At 69.9% G+C, this 15,211-nt stretch carries 13 protein-coding genes; 7 read left to right on the top strand and 6 right to left on the bottom strand.

Annotated elements, in window-relative coordinates:
• Nucleotides 1-44 precede the first annotated feature (44 nt).
• Nucleotides 45-1,115, top strand: coding sequence for a TrkA family potassium uptake protein (locus A5730_RS07425; RefSeq protein ID WP_067897687.1), 1,071 nt, complete (start codon nt 45-47; stop codon nt 1,113-1,115).
• Complete coding sequence (gene nudC, locus A5730_RS07420) at nt 1,115-2,104, top strand: NAD(+) diphosphatase (protein ID WP_067897684.1); 990 nt, start codon at nt 1,115-1,117, stop codon at nt 2,102-2,104. Before A5730_RS07425 ends, nudC begins: the two co-directional genes overlap by 1 nt.
• A gap of 7 nt (nt 2,105-2,111) precedes the next feature.
• On the opposite strand, the gene A5730_RS07415 is transcribed toward nudC, so the two are convergent.
• The gene (locus A5730_RS07415; RefSeq protein ID WP_067897680.1) at nt 2,112-2,768 is read right to left on the bottom strand and encodes a sensor domain-containing protein; all 657 of its coding nucleotides are present in this window, start codon (nt 2,766-2,768) and stop codon (nt 2,112-2,114) included.
• Between the two features lie 75 nt (nt 2,769-2,843).
• Nucleotides 2,844-3,098, bottom strand: a complete 255-nt coding sequence (mrx1, locus tag A5730_RS07410) for a mycoredoxin Mrx1 (protein ID WP_067897677.1) — start codon at nt 3,096-3,098, stop codon at nt 2,844-2,846.
• Nucleotides 3,099-3,225: 127 nt separating this feature from the next.
• Between mrx1 and A5730_RS07405 the strand changes: the two genes are divergently transcribed.
• From A5730_RS07405 to A5730_RS07400, 3 genes are all read left to right on the top strand, one after another.
• Nucleotides 3,226-5,325 (top strand): ATP-dependent DNA helicase UvrD2, encoded by a 2,100-nt coding sequence (locus A5730_RS07405; RefSeq protein WP_197506197.1) that lies wholly within the window; start codon nt 3,226-3,228, stop codon nt 5,323-5,325.
• A gap of 97 nt (nt 5,326-5,422) precedes the next feature.
• Nucleotides 5,423-5,581, top strand: a complete 159-nt coding sequence (locus tag A5730_RS24920) for a hypothetical protein (protein WP_197281000.1) — start codon at nt 5,423-5,425, stop codon at nt 5,579-5,581.
• A gap of 140 nt (nt 5,582-5,721) precedes the next feature.
• Nucleotides 5,722-5,985 (top strand): WhiB family transcriptional regulator, encoded by a 264-nt coding sequence (locus tag A5730_RS07400; protein WP_067897667.1) that lies wholly within the window; start codon nt 5,722-5,724, stop codon nt 5,983-5,985.
• Here the strand turns inward: A5730_RS07400 and A5730_RS07395 are convergent.
• The 3 genes from A5730_RS07395 to A5730_RS07385 form a co-directional block, all read right to left on the bottom strand.
• A complete protein-coding gene (locus A5730_RS07395) occupies nt 5,982-7,325 on the bottom strand; it encodes an AarF/ABC1/UbiB kinase family protein (protein ID WP_067897664.1) in 1,344 nt (447 codons plus the stop codon). The two genes, A5730_RS07400 and A5730_RS07395, sit on opposite strands and share 4 nt — an antisense overlap.
• 68 nt (nt 7,326-7,393) lie before the next feature.
• Entirely contained in the window at nt 7,394-8,239 is an 846-nt protein-coding gene (locus A5730_RS07390; protein ID WP_067897661.1) for a cyclodehydratase, read from the bottom strand.
• Between the two features lie 471 nt (nt 8,240-8,710).
• The gene (locus A5730_RS07385; protein ID WP_197506195.1) at nt 8,711-10,084 is read right to left on the bottom strand and encodes a zinc-dependent metalloprotease; all 1,374 of its coding nucleotides are present in this window, start codon (nt 10,082-10,084) and stop codon (nt 8,711-8,713) included.
• Nucleotides 10,085-10,161: 77 nt separating this feature from the next.
• Here A5730_RS07385 and A5730_RS07380 point away from each other — a divergent pair, with 77 nt between their 5' ends.
• On the top strand, nt 10,162-11,184 hold the full coding sequence (locus tag A5730_RS07380) for a PDZ domain-containing protein (RefSeq protein ID WP_067897655.1): 1,023 nt from the start codon (nt 10,162-10,164) through the stop codon (nt 11,182-11,184).
• 74 nt (nt 11,185-11,258) lie between these two features.
• Nucleotides 11,259-14,240 (top strand): UPF0182 family protein, encoded by a 2,982-nt coding sequence (locus A5730_RS07375; RefSeq protein WP_067897652.1) that lies wholly within the window; start codon nt 11,259-11,261, stop codon nt 14,238-14,240.
• A 3-nt stretch (nt 14,241-14,243) separates the two neighbouring features.
• Here the strand turns inward: A5730_RS07375 and A5730_RS07370 are convergent, their stop codons facing one another.
• On the bottom strand, nt 14,244-15,188 hold the full coding sequence (locus A5730_RS07370) for a GlxA family transcriptional regulator (RefSeq protein ID WP_067897775.1): 945 nt from the start codon (nt 15,186-15,188) through the stop codon (nt 14,244-14,246).
• Between the last annotated feature and the right edge of the window lie 23 nt (nt 15,189-15,211).

Below are 15,211 nucleotides of genomic sequence, written 5' to 3'. Positions count from 1 at the left end.
CGTGCCTCTCACCTGCGCCGGCGTCGAGCCGATGACGGACCGCCGTGCGCAACGGTAGGTCCCGGCAACTGAGCGGTCTGGACGAAACGCTCACCGCCCAGCGAGGCCACCAATTGGTCGGCGTCGTGCGCATCCCCGAGGATCACGCCAGCCCCATTCGCGTCATCACCCGCCGCGTCGGCATCGCGCTGGTGGTGTTGTTCGCCGCGGCCGTCATCGTCTACGCGGACCGCAACGGATATCGCGACGTGCGGGGCCAGCCGCTGACCTTCCTGGACTGCGTGTACTTCTCGGCGGTGTCCCTGTCGACGACCGGTTACGGCGACATCACCCCGTACACCGAAACCGCGCGGTTGGTGCACACGCTGATCTTCACCGCGCTGCGGATCGCGTTCCTGGCCGTGCTGGTCGGCACGACCCTCGAAGTGCTCTCCGAGCGGTCCCGGCAAGGGTGGAAGATTCAGCGTTGGAGGAGCAGAGTGCGCAACCACACGATCGTGATCGGCTACGGCACCAAGGGCAAAACGGCGGTGGCCGCGATCCTCAGTGACGAGGCCGCCCAGGGCGAGGTCGTCGTCGTCGACACCGAGCGCAGCACCCTCGAGCACGCCGCGAGCGCCGGCCTGGTGACGGTGCACGGCGACGCCACCAAGGCCGACGTGCTGCGGCTGGCGGGGGCCCAGCACGCGGCGTCGATCATCGTCGCCACCAGCCGCGACGACACCGCCGTCCTGGTCACGTTGACGGCGCGGGAGCTCGCACCCAACGCCAAGATCGTCGCCTCGATCCGGGAGACCGAAAACCAGCACCTGTTGCAGCAATCCGGCGCGGACTCGGTGGTGGTCTCCTCGGCGACCGCGGGTCGGCTGCTCGGGCTCGCCACCACCACGCCCAGCGTCGTGGAGATGATCGAGGACCTGCTGACCCCCGACCTGGGGCTGGCGATCGCCGAGCGCGAGGTGGAGCCGACCGAGGTCGGCGGTTCCCCGCGGCACCTGCGCGACATCGTCCTCGGCGTGGTGCGCGACGGCCACCTGCTGCGCATCGGCGCGCCCGAGGTGGACGCGGTCGAGGCCAACGACCGGCTGCTCTACATCCGCCACGCGGGGCACTGATGGCGATCGCGAGCGCGGCGGAGCCGGGCGAAGCGGGTCGCCATCAATCGGGTCCCGGGGCGATCGCTGACTTTCGGCTGCGGGACGTCCCGCTGCTGTCGCGCGTCGGCGCCGACCGGGCCGACCAGCTGCGCACCGACGTCGACGCGGCCGCGGCCGGATGGGCTGACGCCGCGCTGTTGCGGGTGGACAAGCGCAACCAGGTGCTCGTCGCCGACGGCCGCGTGGTGCTCGGCGCCGCGGCCAAGCTGGCCGACAAGCCGCCGCCCGACGCGGTGTTCTTGGGCCGCCTCGCCGACGACCGCCACGTGTGGGCCATCCGCGGCGCGCTCGAGGCGCCGGACGACCCGGACGTGCGCGCCGAGGTGGTGAACCTGCGCGGCCTCGGCGCGATCCTCGACGACACCAGCGGCCAGCTGGTGTCCTCGGCGCTCGCGCTGCTCAACTGGCACGACTCGGCGCGGTTCAGCTCGGTCGACGGGTCACCGACCCGGCCGGCCCGGGCGGGCTGGGCGCGGGTCAACCCCGTCACCGGCCACGAGGAGTTCCCGCGCATCGACCCGGCGGTGATCTGCCTGGTCCACGACGGCGGGGACCGCGCGGTGCTGGCGCGTCAGGCCGTGTGGCCGGAGCGAATGTTCTCGCTGCTGGCCGGATTCGTCGAGGCCGGCGAGTCGTTCGAGGCCTGCGTCGCGCGCGAGATCCGCGAGGAGATCGGGCTCACCGTCCGCGACGTGCGCTACCTGGGCAGCCAGCCGTGGCCGTTCCCGCGCTCGCTCATGGTCGGCTTCCACGCCGTGGCGGACCCGGCCGAGGAGTTCTCCTTCAACGACGGGGAGATCGCCGAGGCCGCGTGGTTCACCCGCGACGAGGTGCGCGCCGCGCTGGCGGCCGGCGACTGGTCCAGCACGGCGGAGTCGAAACTGCTGCTGCCAGGGTCGATCTCGATCGCCCGCGTGATCATCGAATCCTGGGCCGAGATCGACTGACCCGGCGCTACTTGATGCGGTCCGTCACCGTCTGCAGGACGGTGTTGGCGATCTGCTCGGTGGGTTCGATGCCCAGCACGCCGACGGACACCAACACCGCGGATTTCACCGTGTAGAGGTGGATCCATCCGTCGGAGCCGAGCTTGAGGGTCGCGGTGTCCGGCTTGTTCAACGCGAAGTCGTAGGCGGTGTGGTGCAGGGACACACACTGGTCCAGCGTCGCGTGCAGCTGGTTGAGGGCGCCGTGCGCGGCGGCCGCGTCGGGGTAGACGACGACGGCGTTGGTCACCTCGTTGATCGGCGCGATGCCGCCCGGCCTCAGGTCGTCGGTCGAACCGGCGTAGGCGACCGAACGGTACTCTTTCCAGCCGCCCGCGAAGGTGAGGTCCGTGGCCCCCACGGCTCGGCATGGGGCCGGCGGGTTGCCGACGGTCTCCCGCGGCGGGTCGTGCCGGTCGGCGTACGAATACGGTTGCAGCCCTTCGAAATTGGCGATCCGGCGCGCATCTTGAAGGCTGATGATCAGCGAATTGGCATAGGCGTGTTCGGTGGGGGTCGCCGCGGTGCCGCCCGGCGAGTGTGAGCACGCCGACGCGACGGCGACCGTGGCCGCGGCTGTGCCGATGACGCACAGACGCCGCAGGGACCGAAAACTCGACGCCATGGTCGCTTATGTTAGGGCCGCTCCCGGCGGCAGACGGGGCACTTGGTCAACGTCGGCGCGTTCGGGGCCGACGGCTCAGGCGCCGGCTTGGGCCAGCTTCGCCTTGACTTCGGCCGCGCTCGGGTTGGTCAGCGTCGACCCGTCGGCGAACTTCACCGTCGGAACCGTCCGGTTGCCGCCGTTGACCGAACCCACGAACTCCGCCGCCGCGGGGTCCTCTTCGATGTCGACCGTCTCGTAGGCGATTCCGTTGGACTTCAGCACGGTCATCAGGCGGTGGCAGTAGCCACACCAGGAGGTCGAGTAGACGGTGATTGGCGCGTTGCTCATAGCTCGTTAACGTAGCCGGGAGGACCTGTGTTCCGCGCCGCGGGCACCCACCGATTCCGGCGACAACTCGCCGACGCGCACTGGGCGGGGACGCGGTTTGTCGGCCACCGCTGCCAAGATGGACGCCATGCCGATGCTCGCGGACGCCCTGACCGCCGGGCTGGACGACGAGCAGCGCGACGCCGTGCTGGCTCCCCGCGGCCCGGTCTGCGTGCTCGCGGGCGCCGGCACAGGCAAGACCCGCACCATCACGCACCGGATCGCGCAGCTGGTGGCGAGCGGTCATGTGGCCGCCGGGCAGGTGCTCGCCGTCACCTTCACCCAGCGGGCCGCGGGGGAAATGCGGTCCCGGTTGCGGATGCTGGACGCGGCCGCGGGCACGGACACCGGCGTCGCCGGGGTGCAGGCCCTGACGTTTCACGCGGCGGCCCACCGGCAACTGCGGTACTTCTGGCCGCGGGTGGTCGGTGACACCGGCTGGCAGCTGCTCGACACGAAGTTCGCCGTGGTGGCGCGGGCGGCCAGCCGCTGCCGGATCAATGCCAGCACCGAGGACGTCCGCGACCTGGCGGGCGAGATCGAGTGGGCCAAGGCGTCGCTGATCAGTCCCGAGGAATACCCCGCCGCCGTGGCCGAGGCGGCGCGGGACATCCCGCTGGACGCCGCGCGGGTCGCGACGGTGTACGGCGCCTACGAAGCCCTGAAGGTGCGCGACGAATCGGTGACGCTGCTCGATTTCGACGACCTGCTGCTGCACACCGCCGCCGCGATCGAAAACGACGCCGCCGTGGCCGACGAATTCCGGGGCCGCTACCGCTGCTTCGTCGTCGACGAATACCAGGACGTCACGCCGCTGCAGCAGCGGGTGCTGACGGCGTGGCTGGGGGACCGGGACGACCTGACCGTCGTCGGCGACGCCAACCAGACCATCTACTCGTTCACCGGGGCCTCACCGCGGTTCCTGCTCGACTTCTCGCGGCGGTACCCGGACGCCACCGTCGTGCGTCTGGAACGCGACTACCGCTCCACCCCGCAGGTGGTGTCGTTGGCCAACCAGGTGATCGCCGCGGCCCGCGGGCGGGTGGCGGGCAGCAAGCTGCACCTGTCGGGGCAGCGCCCGCCCGGGCCGGCGCCGTCGTTCCACGAGCATCCCGACGAACCGGCGGAGGCCGCGGCCGTCGCCGCGTCGATCGGCCGGCTGATCGAAGCGGGCACGCCGCCGTCGGAGATCGCCGTGCTGTACCGCGTCAACGCGCAGTCGGAGGCCTACGAGGAGGCGCTGACCGAGGCGGGCATCCCGTATCAGGTCCGCGGCGGCGAGGGGTTCTTCACCCGCCAGGAGATCAAGCAGTCGCTGCTGGCGCTGCAGCGCGCGGCCGAGCGCGGCGCCGACGGGCCGCTGCCCGAACTCGTGCGGGCGGTCCTGGAGCCGCTGGGGCTGGAGGCCGAGCCGCCGGTCGGCACCCGCGCCCGCGAGCGCTGGGAGGCGCTGACCGCGCTGGCCGAATTGGTCGACGACGAGGTGGCCCAACGCCCGCAGCTTGACCTCGCGGGACTGCTGGCCGAACTCCGGTTGCGGGCCGACGCGCGGCATCCACCGGTGGTGCAGGGTGTCACGCTGGCCTCGCTGCACGCCGCCAAGGGGCTGGAGTGGGACGCGGTGTTCCTGGTCGGGCTGGCCGACGGCACGCTACCCATCTCGCACGCGTTGGCGCACGGGCCGGAGAGTGAGGCCGTCGAGGAAGAGCGCCGGCTCCTCTACGTCGGAATCACCAGGGCGCGAATACATTTGGCGCTCAGTTGGGCGCTGGCCCGCAGCCCGGGCGGGCGGCAGGGTCGCAAGCCGTCGCGGTTCCTCAACGGCATCGCCCCGCAGGCGCGCGCGGACGCCGCGCCGAACCGGGCCCGGCGCAACCGGGGCGCCGCGGCGCGCTGCCGCATCTGCAACAAGGACCTGGCCACCGCCGCCGCGGTGATGCTGCGGCGCTGTGAAACCTGTGCCGCCGACGTCGACGAGGAGTTGCTGCTGCGGCTCAAGGCGTGGCGGCTCGACATCGCCAAGGAGCAGAAGGTGCCCGCGTACGTCGTGTTCACCGACAACACGCTGATCGCGATCGCCGAGCTGCGCCCCGACGACGAGGACGCGCTGATCGCGATCCCCGGCATCGGCGCCCGCAAGCTGGAGCAGTACGGGCCCGACGTGCTGGAGCTGGTGCGCGGGGGCTGAGCCGCAAACGCGCAGGTCAGAAAATCCGTTGTCCCGGACGTCGGCAACGGTTTACCCTCGAAGCTGCGTTCTGGCACGACGAAGGGAGGTGGCCACGATGATCAACGACGCGTTCGGTGTGGACGTGGCCGCCGCGGCGGCCGCGCTCAAGCATGCCGCCCACACCGCCGTGCCGGCGGCCGCGCTGAAGCATCGCGCCGCCGCCGCCGCGACGAACGCGTCCGTGGGACTCGAGGTCCACCGAATGGCCACCTGACAGCCCGGTTTTCACCGAACGGCCACGGACCCGAAGTCAAGGATCCGTGGCCACAGTTTTTTCGGGCTCCAGCACAAGCCCGCTACCTGGTCCGGATCACCGAAAGAGGAAGCCCCGACCAGGAAGCAGGTGAGCAGGACATGTCGGCACTGACAGTCCCCAGACAACCGGTGTTGCCGTGCCACGCCGGCGATCCCGACCTCTGGTTTGCCGAGACCCCGGCCGACCTCGAGCGCGCCAAGGCGCTCTGCGCGGGCTGCCCGATCCGGCGCCAGTGCCTGGCGTCGGCGCTGGAGCGGGCCGAGCCCTGGGGGGTGTGGGGCGGCGAGATCCTCGATCGCGGCGCGATCCTGGACTTCAAGCGACCGCGCGGACGCCCCCGCAAAGACGGAGTCGCCGCCTAGATGACGGCGCTGTCGGGCTCGGCGAAGCCCGGGATCAACTCCTCGGACAGCGCCTTGATCGGCACCCGCGCGTCCAGCTGACACAGGATCGCGGCCACGGACGCGATGACGCGCATCGGGATGGCCAGCTTGGGCGGCAGGTCCATCTGCCGGGCCGTCTTGATCTGGGACACCGAACGATCGATCTGGCCGACGGTCATGCGCTGCAACCACTTACGCGTGTAGTGGAAGACGTCGACCTCGATGGGCTCGACGTACTGGCGCAGCATTTCGTCGATGTCGCGCACCGACACCTGCTGACCCTTCTGGATGAAGCCCACCTTCTCCATCGTGGGCAGCAGCAGGTCGTAATTCTTGTCGCGGGCCAGCCGGATCGTCATCCCGAGCTCGACGGGGTAGCCGCCGGGCAGCGGTGCGACGGCGCCGAAGTCGATGACGCCCATCCGGCCGTCGGGGAGCAGCATGAAGTTCCCCGGGTGGGCGTCGCCGTGCAGCATCCCCAACCGCCGGGGCGCGTCGAAGGTCAGCTCGAGCAGCCGGGTGCCGATCAGGTCGCGCTGCTCGCGGGTGCCGTCGCGGATGATCTGCGCCAGCGGCAGCCCGTCGATCCACTCCTGGACCACGACCTTGGGCGCGCTGGCGACGACGTGCGGTATCGCGAAGTGCGGGTGGCCCTCGTAGGCCTTGGCGAAGGCGCGCTGGTTGTCGGCCTCCAGCCGGTAGTCGAGCTCCATCTCGGTGCGCTCGACCAGCTCGTCGACGATGCCCTGGACGTCGGCGCCGGGCGCGAGCTGTTTGACCACGCCGACCATCCGCTGCATGGTCTTCAGGTCGGCGCGCAGCGCCTCGTCGGCGCCCGGGTATTGGATCTTGACCGCCACCGGGCGCCCGTCGGCCCAGACCGCCTTGTGCACCTGGCCGATGCTGGCCGAGGCGATGGGCTTGTCGTCGAACGAGCTGAACCGCTCCCGCCACTTGGTGCCCAGCTGGGCGTCGAGCACCCGGTGCACCTTGTTGGCGGGCAGCGGCGGGGCGTCCTTTTGCAGCTTGGTCAGCGCCTCGCGGTAGGGCTCGCCGTACTCGTCCGGGATGGCGGCCTCCATCACCGACAGGGCCTGGCCCACCTTCATCGCTCCGCCCTTGAGCTCGCCCAGGACGGTGAACAGCTGGTTGGCGGCTTTCTCCATCAGCTCGGCCTGGACTTCGTCCCGCGATTTGCCGGTCAGCCGTTTCCCGAACCCCAGCGCCGCCCGGCCGGCGAAGCCGACGGGGATGCTGGCCAGCTTCGCGTTCCGCGCCGCACGGCCGCGTTTGATGTCTGCCACGTATCCATCATCCATGACGCTCAGGCCGACTCGTGCTTGATCTTCGCAACACCGGCCTCGGGCATACAGCGCGGCGGCCCGCGTTAGCACGAGCACAGCGGGTGCCGGGTCCACTGCCGCGCCACGATGGCACCGGCGTTGAGGTCGAATTCCAGCGTGGCGTTGAGGGTTTGGGGCGGCACCGCGTCCTGCTTGCGGACGGCGGCGATCACCCGGTTCACCTGGCTGAGCGCCAGCGCGGCCGTCCCCAGCAGCGTGGCCCGGTCGGCGACGCCGACGGTTTCCCGCAGCTGCGCCGAGATGGCCGGCCACGCCGCGTCCCGGTCGCGACGATGCAGGTCGGCGCAGCCCAGGCAGCTGGTCGTGCCGGGGATGACGAGTGGGCCGACCAGCCCGACGCCGTCGCGGACGCGCACCGGCAGGTGGGGGACACCCTGGGTGTGCAGGTCGCGGACCATGCGGGGGTCGGCGATCAGGTAGTCCGACAGCACCACCAGGTCGACTGCGGCGCCGGACACGGCGGCGTGCGGTTGGCTGCTGTGGGCGATGCGGGCGCCCGAGCGGCGCAACGCCTCGACCAGCAGCTCCGACAGCGGGCCGCGGCCGTGGATCCGGATGGACGGCGCCCGCCCGCGCGGCGTCGCGCATTCCGTCGCGACCCCCGCGCCGACCAGCTGGGTGATCAGGCCCGTCAGCCCCTCGGCGTCCCGCAAGCCGCGGTCGGCGGCCCGCCGCTGCAACTCGGGCAGCGGCGTCGGGGACCGCATGGACCGCAGCAGCGCGGCCAGTTCCGCCGGGGCCAGGCCGCCCGGCGGGCGCACCAGCACGGCCCGGCGCGGATCCCAGCCGACCTGCACGGCCCCGTCGGGCCGCAGCAGCACCGGCATGGCCGGGTCCAGCGCATAGGTGGAAAGGGTGGCCGCGGGCACGGGTGCACTGTGGCACGCGGACGGTGACCGCCCAATCAGTTATCCACAGGGCCGGGGACGGCGGGCCGTCAGGGTTGTCCGGCAGATGCGGGCGGTGGCGGCGGGCACGGCTTGCCGCCGCGAATACCGATGATCGTTCCCGTGGTCGTGGTTACCGGTCCGATCGTCACGCCGCAGGGCCAGTTAGCCTGGTTGCCTGGATCGTTCGGGTCCGCGGCCGGATCAGCTTGCGCGACCCCCGCGCTGAACGCCAGAGCGACTACCGTCAGCCCCGCGGCCAAGATTGGCTGTGTCCGCATTTTCCCCACCTCAATTTGTCCGTGCGTAGCCGGCATCGCGTTCTGGCCTGGTGCACCGGGCAGACGCGAAAGCCTCAGCCAAGAATTGCCTTCGTTGCTTGTGGACGTGGGAACAGGGCGTGAACTATGCGCGAATTACGTTGGGAGGCACCTGTTTCGTCGACCGGCCCGATCAGTTATCCGCAGGGCCGGGTTCTTCGGGGTTCTCCTCGAGTTTGGCGATCGCCTCGTCGATGCCGCTGGTGTCGCCGCCGATCACCCGGTCGATGAAGCCGGCCGGCTCGTCGAGGTCCTCGGCGGCGGGCAGCAGATCGGGGTGTTGCCAAATGGCGTCGCGGGCGTCCACGCCGGCGGCCTCGGTGAGGCGCTCCCACAGCGCGGCCGCTTCGCGCATCTTGCGGGGCCGCAGCTCCAGGCCCACCAGCGTCGCGAACGTCTGCTCGGCCGGGCCGCCGGTGGCGCGGCGGCGGCGCAGCGTCTCGCTCAGCGCGGCCGCGCCCGGGATCCGGTCGCCCAGGGCCGCGGTCACCACCACCTGTACCCAGCCCTCGATCAACGCGAGCAGCGTCTCGAGGCGCTCCAGCGCCTGCGTCTGCGCCGGCGTGGCCTTGGGCTCGAAAACGCCTTGGCCCAAAAGGTTTTCGATGGCCGCCGGGTCGGACAGCGTCGCCGGGTTGAAATCGCGGGCCAGCTCCTCGATCCCGCTCATGTCGATCTGCATGCCCATCGCGTAGGCCTCCACCGCGCCCAGCAGCTGGCTCGACAGCCACGGCACGTGACTGAACAGCCGGTGGTGGGCGGCCTCGCGGGCCGCCAGGAACGTCAGGATCTCGCTGCGGGGCTGCTCGAGGCCGGCGGCGAACGACTCCACGGCGTCGGGCAGGATGGCGGCAATTCCCTTGGGCCCCAACGGGAGACCGATGTCCGTCGACGTCAGGACCTCCCGCGACAGCCGGCCGAGCGCCTGGCCCAGCTGGGAGCCGAAGGCCATCCCGCCCATCTGCGACATCATCGCCATCAGCGGGCCGGCCATGCTCTTGGCCTCCTCGGGCAACGACGACGCCCACACCGTCGAGATCTGTTGGGCCATCGGGTCACACAGCCGCTTCCAGGTCTGCAGGCTGTTGTCGACCCAGTCGGCCGGGGTCCATCCCACCGCCTTGCTGGTGCCGGCGGGCAGCGCCGTGGCGCCGTCCAGCCAGGTCTCGGCGAGGTGGACCGCGTCGGCGATCGCCGAGTTCGTCGTCGCGGGGATCGGCGCGACGAAACCGATCGAGTTCGTGGCCACCCGCCGGGCCAGTTCGTAGTTGACCGGCCCCGAGGATTGGCCCCCGCCCATCCCGGCGCCCGCGCTGGAGAACATCTGACCCAGCTGGGTGAAGATCTGTCCCAGGTCACCCATGCCGAACTCGCCGCCCATGCCGAATGCGCCGAGCGGATCGGAGCCGCCAGAGCCCGAATTGGGATCTTTCTTCCCGGGTTTGTCGGGGTCTTCCCCGGACGAGAAGCCGAAAGGCAGGTCAGCCATACCGTCAACGGTACTCACCGCGATAACGGGACGGGCGCTCTCGGGTCAGCTTGTGGCTGAATCGGGCGCGGCGGGCTCCGTCTAGTCTGATCGGCGTGAACAGGCGGATTCTGACCCTGATGGTCGCGCTGGTGCCGATCCTGGTCTTCGGCGTGTTGCTGGCGGTGGTGACCGTGCCGTTCGTGTCGCTGGGCCCCGGGCCCACCTTCGACACGCTCGGCGAGGTCGACGGCAAGCAGGTGGTGGCCATCGAGGGCGCCGCGACGCATCCGACCACCGGGCACCTCAACATGACCACGGTGTCCCAGCGGGACGAGCTGACGCTGGGCGAGGCGCTGACGCTGTGGCTTTCGGGGCAGGAACAGCTGGTACCGCGCGACCTGATCTACCCGCCCGGCAAGTCGCGCGACGAGGTCGACAAGGCCAACAACGCCGACTTCAAGGAGTCCGAGGACAGCGCCGCGTACGCCGCCCTGGGCTACCTGAAGTACCCGGCAGCGGTCACGGTCGCCAAGGTCACCGACCCGGGCCCCTCGGCGGGCAAGCTGAAGGACGGCGACGCCATCGACGCGGTCAACGGCACCCCCGTCGCCGACGTCGACCAGTTCACCGGATTGCTGAAGAGCACCAAACCCGGCCAGACGGTGACCATCGACTACCGCCGCAAGAACGAGCCGGCCGGCATCGCGCAAATTACGCTGGGCGCGAACAAGGATCGCGACTACGGCTTCCTCGGTGTCGCCGTGCTCACCGCGCCGTGGGCGCCGTTCGTCGTGGATTTCAACCTCGCCAACGTGGGCGGCCCGTCCGCCGGGCTGATGTTCAGCCTGGCGGTGGTCGACAAGCTGACCACCGGCGACCTGACCGGGTCGAAGTTCATCGCCGGGACCGGCACCATTTCCGCCGATGGGAAGGTGGGCCAGATCGGCGGCATCACGCACAAGATGGTCGCCGCGCACGCGGCGGGGGCGACCATCTTCCTGGTACCGGCCAAGAACTGCTACGAGGCGAACTCGGACAACCCGTCCGGGATGCGCCTGGTGAAGGTGGAGACGCTCGGCCAGGCGGTCGACGCGCTGCACGCGATCACGTCGGGGGGCCAGCCGCCGAGCTGCTGAAGCTCGGCCGGGATCGCACGTCGCCCGGTGCGTAGAGTTGTCACCGTCGATCAATCGAGCAGGGAGCGTAGCCAGTGGGGATGCGGCCCACCGCACGGATGCCGAAGCTGACTCGGCGTAGCCGGATTCTGATCCTGATCGCGCTGGGTGTGATCGCTTTGCTGCTCGCCGGTCCGCGGCTGATCGACGCGTACGTGGACTGGCTGTGGTTCGGCGAGCTCGGCTACCGCTCGGTGTTCACCACCGTGCTGGTCACCCGGTTCGTGGTCTTTCTGGTGGCCGGTCTGCTGGTGGGCGGCATCGTGTTCGCCGGTCTCGCGGTGGCCTACCGCACCCGCCCGGTCTTCGTGCCGAGCAACGACAACGATCCGGTCGCCCGGTACCGCGCCGTCGTGCTGTCCCGGCTGCGGCTGGTGGCCATCGGGGTGCCGGTCGCGATCGGCCTGCTGGCCGGCATCATCGCGCAAAGCTACTGGGTGCGCATCCAGCTGTTCATGCACGGCGGCGACTTCGGCATCCGGGATCCGCAGTTCGGCAAGGATCTCGGCTTCTACGCGTTCGAGCTGCCGTTCTACCGGCTGCTGCTCAGCTATTTGTTCGTGGCGGTGTTCCTGGCGTTTTTGGCCAACCTGTTGGCGCACTACATCTTTGGCGGCATCCGGCTGTCGGGGCGAACGGGCGCGCTGAGCCGTTCCGCGCGGATCCAGCTGGTCACCGTGGTGGGGCTGCTGGTGCTGCTCAAGGCGATCGCGTACTGGTTGGACCGCTACGAGTTGCTGTCCCACACGCGTGGGGGAAAGCCGTTCACCGGCGCCGGGTACACCGACATCAACGCGGTGCTGCCGGCCAAGCTGATCCTGATGGCGATCGCGCTGATCTGCGCGGCCGCGGTGTTCTCCGCTATCGTTCTGCGCGACTTGCGGATTCCGGCCATCGGCCTGGTGCTGCTGCTGCTGTCGTCGTTGATCGTGGGCGCGGGGTGGCCGCTGATCGTCGAGCAGATCAGCGTCAAACCCAATGCCGCGCAGAAGGAAAGCGAATACATCGGCCGCAGCATCACCGCGACGCGGCAGGCGTACGGCCTGACGTCGGACGTGGTCACCTATCGCACCTATGCCGGCGACACGCAGGCCACCGCGCAGCAGGTGGCCGACGACCGGGCCACCACCTCCAACATCCGGCTGCTCGACCCGACCATCGTCAGCCCGGCGTTCACCCAGTTCCAGCAGGGCAAGAACTTCTACTACTTCCCCGACCAGCTGTCCATCGACCGGTACGTGGACCGCAACGGCTCGCTGCGCGACTACGTCGTCGCGGCCCGCGAACTCAACCCCGACCGGCTGATCGAAAACCAGCGGGACTGGATCAACCGGCACAGCGTCTACACGCACGGCAACGGGTTCATCGCGTCGCCGGCCAACACGGTGCGCGGCGTAGCCAACGACCCCAACCAGAACGGCGGCTATCCCGAGTTTTTGGTCAACGTCGTCGGCGCCAACGGCAACGTGGTGTCCGACGGCCCGGCGCCGCTGGAACAGCCGCGCATCTACTACGGGCCGGTCATCTCCAGCACGTCCGCCGACTACGCGATCGTCGGGCGCAACGGCGCCGACCGCGAATACGACTACGAGACCAGCTCCGACACCAAGAACTACACCTACACCGGTCTCGGGGGAGTGCCGGTCGGGGACTGGTTGTCCCGCAGCGTGTTCGCCGCCAAGTTCGCCGAGCGAAACTTCCTGTTCTCCAACGTGATCGGCTCCAACAGCCGCATCCTGTTCAACCGCGACCCGGCCCGCCGGGTGGAGGCGGTGGCACCGTGGCTGACCACCGACAGCTCCGTGTACCCCGCGATCGTCAACAAGCGGCTGGTGTGGATCATCGACGGCTACACCACCCTGGACAACTATCCCTATTCCGAGCTGACCTCCCTGGAATCGGCCACCGCCGACTCCAACGAGGTGGCGTTCAACAAGCTGGCCCCCGACAAGCAGGTCTCCTACATCCGCAACTCGGTCAAGGCCACCGTGGACGCGTACGATGGCACCGTCACGCTGTACCAGCAGGACGAGCAGGACCCGGTGCTCAAGGCGTGGATGCAGGTCTTTCCCGGCACGGTCAAGCCGAAGAGCGACATCACCCCAGAACTCGCCGAGCACCTGCGCTACCCCGAGGACCTGTTCAAGGTGCAGCGGATGCTGTTGGCCAAGTATCACGTCAACGATCCGGTGACGTTCTTCTCCACGTCGGACTTCTGGGACGTCCCGCTGGACCCGAACCCGACGGCCAGCAGCTATCAGCCGCCCTATTACATCGTCGCGAAAAACATTGCCAAGAACGATAATTCGTCGTCGTATCAGCTGACCAGCGCGATGAACCGGTTCAAGCGTGACTACCTGGCCGCCTACATCAGCGCCAGCTCGGACCCCGCGACGTACGGCCGGATCACCGTGCTGACCATTCCCGGTCAGGTCAACGGGCCCAAGCTGGCCAACAACGCCATCACCACCGACCCGGCGGTGTCCCAGGACCTCGGCGTGATCGGGCGCGACAACCAGAACCGGATCCGGTGGGGCAACCTGCTCACCCTGCCGGTGGGCCAGGGCGGCCTGCTGTACGTCGAACCCGTCTACGCCTCGCCGGGGGCCAGCGACGCCGCCTCGTCCTACCCGCGGCTGATCCGCGTCGCGATGATGTACAACGACAAGATCGGCTACGGGCCCACCGTGCGCGACGCGCTGACCGGCCTGTTCGGTCCTGGCGCGGGCGCGGCCGCGACGGGCATCCAGCCCACCGACGCCGGCAATCCGCAGGCGCCCCCACCCGTCGTCCCGCCCCCGCCGGCCGGGCCGCCGGGATCGCCCCCGCCGACGGCGGTTCCGCCGGTGCCGGACGGATCGGTCACCCTGTCCCCGGCCAAATCGGCTGCCCTGCAGGAGATTCAGGCGGCGCTGGGCGCGGCCAAGGACGCCCAGAAGAAGGGTGATTTCGCCGGTTACGGCGCGGCCTTGCAGCGGTTGGACGACGCGATCACCAAGTACAACAACACCAAATAGCCCTCAGGCGTAGGCCGTTCGGAACCTCTCCCGATAGGCCTTCGGGCTGATGCCCAGGTGGTTGACGAACACCCGGCGCAGCGTCTCGATGCTGCCGAAGCCGGCCATGCCCGCGGTCTCGGATACCGACCGGCCGGATTCCAGTGCGCCCCGGGCGAAATCGATCCGCACCAGCTCGACGTAGCGGGCGGGGGTCATTCCGAGCTCGGACTGGAAGAGCCGGGTCAGCTGGCGCGTGCTCAGCGACGCCCGGGCCGCAAGGGATTTCACGCTGTGGTTGGCGGCCGGGTCGGCCGCGACCGCGTCGATGACCGCGCGCAGCGGCGACTCCGGTGGGGGATCGGCCTCGACCAGCACCGAGAACTGTGATTGGCCGCCCGCGCGTTTGAGGTAGACGACCAGCCATCGGGCCACGTCGCGGACCAGCTTGGTGCCGTAATCCATTTCGACCAACGCCAGCGCCAGGTCGATGCCCGACGAAATCCCGGCCGAGGTGAAGACGTCGCCGTCGCGGACGAAGATCGCGTCGGGCTCTACCGTCACGTCCCGGAAGGCCCGGGCCAACCGCCGGGCGTCGTGCCAGTGCGTGGTGGCGCGCCGGCCGCTGAGCAGGCCGGCCTGCGCCAGGATGAACGACCCGGTGCAGATGGACGCCATCCGCCGGGACCGCGCCGACAGCGCCCTGACGGCCTCGACGAGCGCGGGGTCGATCGCCCGCGCCGGCAGGTGGTCGCTGCCGGCGACCAGGATGGTATCGGCGGACTCGATCTCCGCGATGCGGTCGGTGACGCCCAACGGGGTGCCGATCGACGTCGTCACGTCCCGCCCGTCCAGCGACGCGATCCTGAGCCGGTAGTCGGCGCCGAACCGGTTGGCCTCGACGAAGACCTCACCCGCTCCGGCGACGTCTAACAGCGTCACGTCGTCGAAGACGACGATCACCACCACCCGCGTTTCGGCCACTAGGACAT

Source organism: Mycobacterium sp. ACS4054, from assembly GCF_001667275.1.
Lineage (GTDB): Bacteria > Actinomycetota > Actinomycetes > Mycobacteriales > Mycobacteriaceae > Mycobacterium.
The sequence above is the reverse complement of the archived record's forward strand: the minus strand, read 5'-3'. Positions and strand labels throughout refer to the sequence as shown.

Excerpts from the sequence above, each read along its gene's own strand:
- A5730_RS07405 (WP_197506197.1), top strand. The coding sequence starts at position 3,226 with ATGCCGATGCTCGCGGACGCCCTGACCGCCGGGCTGGACGACGAGCAG.
- mrx1 (WP_067897677.1), bottom strand. The coding sequence starts at position 3,098 with ATGAGCAACGCGCCAATCACCGTCTACTCGACCTCCTGGTGTGGCTAC.
- A5730_RS07395 (WP_067897664.1), bottom strand. The coding sequence starts at position 7,325 with ATGGATGATGGATACGTGGCAGACATCAAACGCGGCCGTGCGGCGCGG.
- A5730_RS07415 (WP_067897680.1), bottom strand. The coding sequence starts at position 2,768 with ATGGCGTCGAGTTTTCGGTCCCTGCGGCGTCTGTGCGTCATCGGCACA.
- A5730_RS24920 (WP_197281000.1), top strand. The coding sequence starts at position 5,423 with ATGATCAACGACGCGTTCGGTGTGGACGTGGCCGCCGCGGCGGCCGCG.
- nudC (WP_067897684.1), top strand. The coding sequence starts at position 1,115 with ATGGCGATCGCGAGCGCGGCGGAGCCGGGCGAAGCGGGTCGCCATCAA.
- A5730_RS07400 (WP_067897667.1), top strand. The coding sequence starts at position 5,722 with ATGTCGGCACTGACAGTCCCCAGACAACCGGTGTTGCCGTGCCACGCC.